The following is an 8783-nucleotide window of genomic DNA, read 5'->3' on the forward strand; positions in this document are numbered from 1 at the left end:
GATTGTGTTGTTAACGCTAAGAATAAAGATTGTGTTACTCAATTACATGCAGCTGTTTATAGTGGGGAATTAGATATATTGAAGTATCTCATCAGTAAGGGTGATGACATTGATTCTGGTAACATAAAACTGCTACACTTTGCCGTTCTTGGACAAAACTTGAGAATCGTGGAGTATGTGATCAATAAAGGTGTTTATATTAATGCTAGATAGATGTGGTAGAACTCCATACACTACTCTGCTTTGTGTAAAAGCTCTAACTATAACAGAATATTTCCTCAAAAAAGGTGATGATGTTAATGCTAAAAATGAAGATGGCAATACTTCACTCCACCTTGCTGTTGTGATGGAAAACGTTGATGTAGCTATGGTACTACTGACAGACAATTCGGACGTTAATGCTAAAAACAGCAAAAGAATGACAGCATTACATTATGCCACTGATTTTTATTATATGGATCTTGTGAAGTTGCTTTTAACTCATGGTGCAGTTCCTGTGTCTGCTGAAGGTGTTTAATGTAGCTTGAGAGGAGGAAAATTATTTGTCTTGACAGCATATATGACATCCTTTACGATTAAAGTTAACAGTGAAAGCGTATATTTGTTATGTTTGCGGTGATTGAAACAGGTGGAAAGCAGTATCTAGTAAAAAAAGGTAGTGTAATAAAAGTAGAAAAACTGGAAGCTGAGGAAGGAAAGGAGGTAGAGATTGACAAGGTAGTTTGCCTTTTAAACAACGGTTTATCTTATTCACCTAACGCTATTGTTAAAGCTGAAGTGCTTGAGCAACGTAGAGGGAAGAAAATTATAATTTTTAAAAAGAAGAAAAGAAAGAATTATCGTAGGAAAACTGGCCATAGGCAATATATAACTGTTCTTCGTATCAATGAAATTAATCTTCAAAAGTAAGGGATAAGGTATGGCAACTAAAAAATCAGGTGGTAGTTCCTGTAATGGTAGAGATTCCGCAGGTCGTAGGTTAGGGGTAAAAAAGAACGGAAAAGTTATTCCTGGTAACATAATTGTCCGTCAAAGAGGTACAAAATTTCACCCTGGAAGGAATGTCGGTATGGGTAAAGATCATACAATTTTTGCTAAAGTGGAAGGCTGGGTCAAATTTAGAAAGTCAGTAAATAAAAAGACTTTTATAGATATCTTGCCTGCGGATAATATACAAATTTCAGCTTAGGGGGTCTGTAGCTCAGGTGGTTAGAGCGCACGTCTGATAAGCGTGAGGTCGGGAGTTCAACTCTTCCCAGGCCCACCATTTAGTAATTGCTAGCTGGATTTTCTATAACAACTTTTATATTGTATGAGCAGAAGCTTAAAGCATGAGTTTATATAAAAATTTAGTCACCAGTGAATCAGTTGCAGCTGGTCATCCAGACAAAGTAGCGGATCAAATTTCAGATGCAATACTTGACGAGTACCTTTTTACTGATCCTTTCTCGCGAACCGCAATAGAGACTTTAGTTACTAAAGATAACGTTATTATAGCGGGAGAAGTGCTTGGACCTAACATCGTAAATAACAGAATTGAGAATATTGTACGCAGTACAATAAAAGATATTGGTTACGAACACAATAGTTTCCACTGGAGAAGAGTGAAAATAAATATATTGTTGCATAAACAATCAAATGACATTGCAATAGGGGTAGATCAAGGTGCTGGAGATCAGGGCATTATGTATGGTTATGCAACAACAGAGACAGAGAGTCTCATGCCAGCGCCCATTTTTTATGCACACTTGATTTTAAAAAATATTATGAGTGTAGCTAAAGAAGCAAAACTTGGTCCAGATGCAAAATCGCAAATTACCTTGGCGTATGAGAATAATCTGCCAGTACGTACTGAAAGTATTGTCGTTTCAATACAGCACCCTGAAGATCTGGATCAATTAAAAGTAAAGGAAATAATTTACCCTTGCATAGTTTCATCTTTACCTAAAGGGTGGATGTGTTCTGAGGAAAATCTCTTGGTCAATCCAACTGGTAGGTTTGTTATTGGTGGACCAGTTGGTGATTGTGGATTAACCGGACGAAAAATCATGGTTGATACTTATGGGGGATATATTCCGCATGGTGGGGGAGCGTTTTCTGGAAAAGACGCAACAAAAGTTGATAGATCTGCAGCTTATATGGCAAGATATCTTGCTAAAAATATTGTCTTTGCAGGTTTAGCCGAGCGATGTCTTGTGCAGCTTTCTTATGCAATTGGTGTATCAAAACCTACCTCATTCTACATTGATACATTTGGTACAAATACGGTAGATGAAAAGAGAATTAAAAAGCTTATCGAAGATAACATAGATTTATCAACTAAAGGCATCATCAAACATTTATCGCTTAACCGTCCTGTATATAAACGTACAGCCTGTTATGGACACTTTGGTAAGGAATCAGAAGAAGATGGTGGGTTCTCTTGGGAAAACATAGATTTATCTGATGTTTTTTGTAGGAAGTTTAATATGGGGAACAACAAAAAAATTTCTTTAGACTGCTAAAGTTTTTGATTTATAGCTTAGTACTGATATACTAACCTATTGTTAAAGTATAATTAGCTTTTCATAATAATTATACTATATTAGTAATAATTTTCATATTTACGGGGGCTCACAAAATGTGTAACAGAATAGAAGAGAAATTCTACGATATAGCTGTAAGAGAATCGTCCGATCTTATTGAAAAAATAAAAGAACATCCTTTCAATGTTGAGCTAATGGATAGTACGCTAGATTATGAAAAATTTAAATTTTATCTTCAGCAGGATTTCTTATATTTAGTAGACTGCACTCGTGCTTTGTTGGTTATTGCAGCTAAAGTGAATGAAGTTGAAATAATGAATAGTTTAATCAATGTAGCAAGGGGAACATTTGATGTTCGAAAACAATATAAAAAATATTTTGAAGATTGTGATTTATCCGATAATCACAAGAAATCAAGGACTTGTTCTGCCTTTACTGACTTTTTCATGTGTGCTGCATATCATAATTCTGTTGCTGAAGCTTTAGCAGCATCTTACCCTTGCTTCAACATATACCAAATCGTTGTGCATCATATGATGAATAAGATAACACCTAGGAAGGTTAAAAATAACAAGTACGAAGGATGGATCGACATTTATAATAGCAAAACAATGGATGCTGCAATTTATGAGGTTACCAATATTATAAATAAGCTATATAAAAAAGCTGGTGAATACGAGAAGAAAAGAATGCGTGAGTTTTTTAAAAGAGGGCTGGAGCTAGAGTTAATGTTTTGGGATGAGGTGTATTACTTTAATACACCTATGGTAAAAGCGTGTTAGTGGAAAGTTTCTCACATCTTGGTCTTGATGGTATTATAGTGTTCAGTGGCATAATTAAGAGTTACTATGGATCAAATCTTTTAAAGGACATGATTGAACATCCTTTTAATGTTGAATTGGCAAATAATACTCTAAGCATAGGGAGCTTCAAATTCTATGTTCAACAAGATGCCTTATTCTTGAGTGATTATATTCGTACCGTTTTAATCACTGCATCCAAGGTAGAAAATTGTAACAACATTACCCTACTCATAGAAGTGGCTCAAGGAGCAATGGCCATTATGAGAGTTTTATATAACCACTACTTTGCTGTGTATTCCATAAATCGTGGAGAAAAGTCCCTTGAATGCTTCAATTTCACTAATTTTCTTTTGTCTACCTCATATAACGACACTTATGAAGCTATAACAATTTTATACTCCTGCCATTTTATATATAAGGTCGTTATTGATAGCATGAAGAGCAAGATTAAGAAAAATAACAGATATAAAGATTGGTTTGATTTTTATTGCGGTAGTTTAGTAGAGTCTGGGTGCATCGCTTTAGAGAATATTGTTGATGAATATTGCCAAAAAGTAGGGGGAAATGAAAGGAGCAGAATGCTTGAATTATTTAGAATCAGTGCACAATTTGAGTTGGACTTTTGGAACAGTGCATATAATGTTTCAAAATTTAATCAAGTGCCTGAGGAACATTGACAATTTTGAGCCAATTTGTATGCTTAATACGTATTTTTGAAGATGGTATGAAAAGTAAAGAACATGATTTTCATTTAGTGGACCCAAGTCCTTGGCCAATTGTTATATCAGCGGCAATTCTTATTCTTGCGCTTGGGTTAGTTGGTACCCTCCATAAACAGGTTTTTGGAATACTTAGTTTAATTTCAGGAATATCTGGGGTATCAGGGGTATTATTTTATTGGTGGAGGGATGTAATAAAAGAAGCCATTTATGATAAATGCCATACTGACGTTGTAAAAAATGGACTTAAGATTGCAATGTACTTATTTATCTTTTCAGAAGTTGTATTTTTTATAGCGTTTTTTTGTTCATTCTTTAAAGCCTGGCTTAGCCCAATTTTTTCATTTGAAGCATTTTCTCTTACAAAAAGGGTTGAATGGCCTCCTGAGGGAATTTTGCCACCCGACCCTTGGTCATTACCGTTTATGAACACGTTAATATTATTGCTTTCTGGCACAACTATTAACTGGGCACATTACTCTCTACTCGAAAATGATAAAAAGAGCATGATTAAAATGCTATTAACGACTATATTGCTTGGGGTATTTTTTATAATGGTGCAAGCTATAGAGTATCATGAGGCGAGTTTTTCTCTACAAGAAACAGGAGAAAAGCTGATCTATGCGTCCAATTTTTATATGATTACCGGGTTTCACTGTGCACACGTTATAATAGGGATAATATTTTTGTCAGTGTGTTTGTTCAGGGCTCGGAAAAATCAATTTACACCTCAAGACCATTTATGCTTTGAATTTGCTTCCTGGTATTGGCACTTTGTAGATGCGGTCTGGATATTTTTGTTTGTATTTATTTATTGGCTGAGTGTTTTTTAGGTGGTTAAAATAATAGGTCTCGATCCGGGAATAAGTAAAACTGGGTGGGCTATTATCAATCTGAGTGAGAAAAGTAATATTGAGTTTCTGGAAAGTGGTACCATATCAACTGACAGTAAGCTCAGCATAGGTGAACGTCTGTACATAATTTTCGGACAATTAAGAAAAGTAATTTCTTTGTATTCTCCAAGTGAAGCTGCGGTGGAGAAAATTTTCGTTAATAAGAGTCCTAAATCTTCGCTAATTTTAGGATATGCGAGAGGGGTCGTAATTTTATCATTGGAGATAGCAGGGTTAACTATAAATGAATATGATGCGAACTATATGAAGAAAAGCATTACTGGAAATGGCCATGCTAACAAAGATCAAGTTATATTTATGGTAAAACAGATAGTTAAAAATTTAAATATAAAATGCCACCATGCTGCTGATGCTCTTGCTATAGCAATTTGTCACGCTCATATGAAAGATTCATGTTTTATGGGATAGTTTTTATGTACCCGTTCAGTGAGATGGTAGAATGAGATAAACAAGGTATCCTAAAAAGGCTACACATTATCTCAAAGGTATGATCATTTAGACATTTCCTAATTTATCATTTTGTGCCACTGCTCTTCATCTAAAATTTCTATACCTAATTCTACTGCCTTTTTATATTTGGATCCTGGATCTTCTCCTGCAATGAGGTAGTCAGTTTTAGCAGAAAGATTTGAGCTAATTTTTGCTCCTAGAGCCTTAGCTCTTACTTTTGCCTCCCCTCTACTCATAGTAAGTAATTTGCCGGTAAACACTATAACTTTATTATTCAAAATAGAATCGCTGGAGTTGGAGCTGAAAGGCAGAACGTTAAGACATGTGGTAAGATCATTTAACATTTTGATGTTATGTTCCTTAGAAAAAAATGATTCCAAAGATTTAGCCGCTTTTTCTCCTATGCCATCTATACCTACCAGCTCATCGCTAAAAGATTTGGCTTCTTTCTTCTCTGCACTATCTGTATCTATCTCAGCATCATTTGATAGCAGTTTGATCATCGAGCTATACCAATTGTCATAAGAGACATAATAATTTGCAAGCAATGCTGCTGCAACTTGGCCAATAAATCTAATACCCAAAGAAAATATAAACCTGTCTAGAGTTATTACCTTTCTGCTTTGTATAGCATTTAATAAATTAGTTATTGATTTCTCGCCCCAGCCAGACTGTTCTTCTAGATTAAGTTCATTTAATTTTTCTCCTAAGGTAAAAATATCTGGGATTTGCTTTACCAAACCAAGGTCATAAAAAAACTTTATTTGCTTTTCACCAAGGCCAACAATGTCAAATGCATCTTTCGATACAAAATGCTTCAGTTTTTCTATTATTTGAGCTCTGCAGGTAAATTCCTCAGGGCACCTTATTGCTGCCCCCTCAATCTGTACTTCACTACCGCATTCAGGGCATGCTTCAGGAAATACAAATTCAGGTGTATCTGTGTGACGAGAGCCTTTATCTACTCTAACAATCTGAGGAATCACATCTCCTGACCTTTTGATTGTTACAACATCTCCTTCTCTTATGTCTTTACGTTTTATCTCATCTTGGTTATGCAGGCTTGCTCTACTGACTAGCACTCCGCCAATATTGACTGGCACTAAATCTGCAACAGGAGTTAAAATCCCTGTTCTACCTACTTGTATAAATATCTTGTTTAGCTTTGTTTTTGCATAAACCGCAGAGAATTTGTACGCAAGTGCTGAACGTGGTGCTTTGTGAGTGCTTCCTAGACGATTTTGCAGCATCAAATCATTGACTTTATAGACTATTCCATCGATATCATAATCCAAGTTATAGCGATGATTATAGATCTCGTTATAGAACTTCAGCATTCCACTCAAACTGCTTGTTAAGAACCGATGCTCATTTACGCAAAAGCCAAGTTCCTCAAGTTTCTCTAGTACTTCACTTTGGCTTTTCTCTTTTCCACCAATCAAAGAATAAGCAAAATATCTAAGTGGTCTACTTGCCGTAACGTTTGCATCCAACTGCTTCAGAGAACCAGCAGCCGCATTTCTAGGATTGGCAAACTCATTGTTTTCATTTAACTTTAAAAAGTCGCTGTTGCTAATATATATTTCTCCCCTTACTTCTAGCCTTCCTTGCACACCTTGCAAAGATTTAAGGAAGCCTTGTGTTGTTGCTACATTGTAGGTAACATCTTCTCCTACAAAACCGTCGCCTCGAGTTGCAGCTTTAACAAACCTTCCATCCTCATAAATTGCGGAAAACGATAGCCCATCAATTTTTAGTTCACATAATATTTCTATTTCATCCTCAATTAAAAACCTCTTTACTTTAGATAAAAATCTCTCCACACTTTCTTCATCATAAGCATTTTCAAGAGAAAGCATAGGTTCTTGATGTTCTACCTTGGAAAATCTCTCATCGGGTGCAGCACCAACACTATTCTGTGTTACATGAATTTCTGGAAGTTGTTCCTTTATCTCAGTTAACTTTCGCTTTAGCTCATCATATTTAGCATCAGTGATTTCCGGCTTGTTTTTTTGGTGGTATAAGACATCATGATAATCTATTTGCATTTTCAATTTAGCAAGTTCTCGTCTCAAATTTTTTAAATTAATCATATACAATTATCTCCCAACACTGGAACTAGTACACAAATATGGAATCATATTAAATTTTTCGTCAAGCTATGAAATTTCATGAATTTAATGCATAGTAGAGGTAAAGTACTAGAAAATCAATGAAGCCACAGATGATTGAAAGTAGTCAAGAGCGATATACTTATTTGCAACCAATAGCTAGAATTACTTATTATAACTTTGGAGTACATAAAATTTCATATGGTAATATTAATAACAAATGATGATGGTTTTGAAAGTGAAGGGATAAAGTTACTCAAAGAGATCGCGCAAAATTTTGCATCAGAAATATGGGTAGTGGCACCAGATACTGACAGAAGTGGAGCAGCAAGATCTCTTTACTACCCAATAAGTCGATCTATTAGAGTAAACCAAAATGGTAAAAAGGAATTCAGTGTGTCTGGTACTCCTGCAGATTGTGTTATTATTGCACTGAATAAAATTATGGATAAAAAGCCAGATTTAATACTATCTGGAGTAAATATTGGATCAAACGTTGGAGACGATGTTTGTTATTCAGGAACAATTGGTGCTGTTATGGAAGGAGCAGCAAGATCTATACCTTCTATTGCGCTAAGTCAAGTACATCATAATGGAATAAAATGGCATAATACAAAGGTTTTTGCACCAAAGGTTATTGCTAGACTAATTGAAATTGGCTGGCCTAAAAATATAGCGATGAGTGTAAATCTTCCTGCTGTGGAAAAAGTAAAAGGAATAGAGTTTGTTGAGCAAGGTGAATATAACATTGATGGAGATTTAACCTTTACTGAAAATTCAGATGGCTCTTTAAGTTTAAACTGGTCTCGAGAACACTCAGGTAGTGGTAGTGTAGGTAAAATCAAAGAAGGATTTATCACTATCACACCAATAAAATTAGATTTTACAGATTATGATACGTTGAATGCCATGAAAAATTCTCACGCAGACAAATTTTTTCCATAGTTAATTGAAAAAACGTTTGCAAATCTTTTATTAGCCGAATAATATGTTGCTATTAGACATAATACCTCCTGTTTCGCACCTTTTTAGGTGCGAGTTGGTGTTGTAAATAGGGTTTTAAATTCAAAACTTTGATATCTATTCAGGAACGTGGTTAATTTGCAAATATTGAAACAAAAGCAGTGTCATGTAAGTAGCTGACACAAAACTATACAAGCGTTGTGATTTAAGCCTATCACGAGGGCATCATCCAAGTAGGCTGACATTGGGATCCATGATGTTGCTTTATCAATAAATATTTAAGAAATTTGCCAAATGA

11 protein-coding genes and 1 tRNA gene are annotated in these 8783 nt (G+C 35.1%); 11 read left to right on the top strand and 1 reads right to left on the bottom strand.

Going from position 1 to position 8783, the window contains the following annotated elements:
* From IHO13_RS03120 to ruvC, 10 genes are all read left to right on the top strand, one after another.
* Positions 1–213 (top strand): ankyrin repeat domain-containing protein (locus tag IHO13_RS03120; RefSeq protein WP_225538236.1); only part of this gene is annotated, 213 nt, incomplete at its 5' end.
* Positions 203–517, top strand: coding sequence for an ankyrin repeat domain-containing protein (locus IHO13_RS03125; RefSeq protein ID WP_225538237.1), 315 nt, complete (start codon positions 203–205; stop codon positions 515–517). The genes IHO13_RS03120 and IHO13_RS03125, both read left to right, overlap by 11 nt.
* A gap of 89 nt (positions 518–606) precedes the next feature.
* Positions 607–909 carry a 50S ribosomal protein L21 gene (gene rplU / locus IHO13_RS03130; RefSeq protein ID WP_225538238.1) on the top strand — a complete coding sequence of 101 codons (303 nt, stop codon included), beginning with the start codon at positions 607–609 and terminating at the stop codon, positions 907–909.
* 10 nt (positions 910–919) lie between these two features.
* The gene (rpmA, locus tag IHO13_RS03135) at positions 920–1189 is read left to right on the top strand and encodes a 50S ribosomal protein L27 (protein WP_225536232.1); all 270 of its coding nucleotides are present in this window, start codon (positions 920–922) and stop codon (positions 1187–1189) included.
* A 1-nt stretch (position 1190) separates the two neighbouring features.
* A tRNA-Ile gene (locus tag IHO13_RS03140) sits at positions 1191–1267 on the top strand.
* A gap of 64 nt (positions 1268–1331) precedes the next feature.
* The gene (gene metK, locus IHO13_RS03145) at positions 1332–2504 is read left to right on the top strand and encodes a methionine adenosyltransferase (RefSeq protein WP_225538239.1); all 1173 of its coding nucleotides are present in this window, start codon (positions 1332–1334) and stop codon (positions 2502–2504) included.
* Positions 2505–2620: 116 nt separating this feature from the next.
* Positions 2621–3307, top strand: a complete 687-nt coding sequence (locus IHO13_RS03150; protein ID WP_225538240.1) for a TenA family protein — start codon at positions 2621–2623, stop codon at positions 3305–3307.
* A complete protein-coding gene (locus IHO13_RS03155) occupies positions 3307–4005 on the top strand; it encodes a TenA family protein (protein ID WP_225538241.1) in 699 nt (232 codons plus the stop codon). The genes IHO13_RS03150 and IHO13_RS03155 overlap by 1 nt, the downstream gene beginning before the upstream one ends.
* 47 nt (positions 4006–4052) lie before the next feature.
* Positions 4053–4880: a cytochrome c oxidase subunit 3 gene (locus IHO13_RS03160; RefSeq protein ID WP_225538242.1), complete on the top strand. Its 828-nt coding sequence runs from the start codon at positions 4053–4055 to the stop codon at positions 4878–4880.
* On the top strand, positions 4881–5369 hold the full coding sequence (ruvC, locus tag IHO13_RS03165) for a crossover junction endodeoxyribonuclease RuvC (protein ID WP_225538243.1): 489 nt from the start codon (positions 4881–4883) through the stop codon (positions 5367–5369).
* A gap of 98 nt (positions 5370–5467) precedes the next feature.
* Here ruvC and ligA read toward each other — a convergent pair whose 3' ends face one another.
* The gene (gene ligA / locus IHO13_RS03170) at positions 5468–7504 is read right to left on the bottom strand and encodes an NAD-dependent DNA ligase LigA (RefSeq protein ID WP_225538244.1); all 2037 of its coding nucleotides are present in this window, start codon (positions 7502–7504) and stop codon (positions 5468–5470) included.
* A 219-nt stretch (positions 7505–7723) separates the two neighbouring features.
* Here ligA and surE point away from each other — a divergent pair, with 219 nt between their 5' ends.
* Complete coding sequence (gene surE, locus IHO13_RS03175; protein WP_225538245.1) at positions 7724–8467, top strand: 5'/3'-nucleotidase SurE; 744 nt, start codon at positions 7724–7726, stop codon at positions 8465–8467.
* Positions 8468–8783: the final 316 nt, after the last annotated feature.

The sequence above is a fragment of the Wolbachia endosymbiont of Mansonella perstans genome (assembly GCF_020278605.1).
GTDB lineage: Bacteria > Pseudomonadota > Alphaproteobacteria > Rickettsiales > Anaplasmataceae > Wolbachia.